We start from the raw sequence: 563 nt of genomic DNA, 5'->3' as shown, positions 1-563 counted from the left end.
ATCGTAGCATGCAGTGCATATTTTTATATTAATGGAACTATGAGTGCGGTCTATGCAATTGGTATGACAATCTCAGCATTTATGCTTTATGCCAGTCTGGAATGTGCAGGAAATTATTCATCTCTTTTACATGTGGTAAGCGTATGTGTAGATAAAGCAAATGCAATATTGGAGCTGGATACCATGGATATCGACGGTAAAGAAATACAGCCGGAAAATTACGATATTAGACTTTCTAATGTTTCGTTTTCTTATGACAAACGGAAGATCATTGATGATATATCGCTCTCTATTCCGCAGAAAACGACGACAGCAATCGTTGGACCATCTGGTGGAGGAAAATCAACACTTTGCAATCTGATTGCCAGGTTCTGGGATGTGGATTCCGGGGAAGTGACACTTGGAGGTGTGAATGTAAAAGACTACAGCATGAACAGTCTGATGCGTAATTTTTCATTTGTATTTCAGTCGGTGTATTTGTTCGCAGACACCATTGAGAATAATATTAAATTCGGACGTCAGGATGCAAGTCATGAGGAAGTGGTGGAAGCGGCGAAGAAAGC

General features: G+C 40.1%; 1 protein-coding gene. It reads left to right on the top strand.

Annotated features, from left to right (window positions below; translation table 11 throughout):
- The coding region (locus NE638_RS17850; RefSeq protein ID WP_173746879.1) for an ATP-binding cassette domain-containing protein at nucleotides 1–563 on the top strand (563 nt) is incomplete at both ends.

The organism is Blautia sp. MSK.18.38, from assembly GCF_024460535.1.
Lineage (GTDB): Bacteria > Bacillota > Clostridia > Lachnospirales > Lachnospiraceae > Blautia_A > Blautia_A fusiformis.
This window is presented reverse-complemented; position numbering and strand designations above follow the sequence as displayed.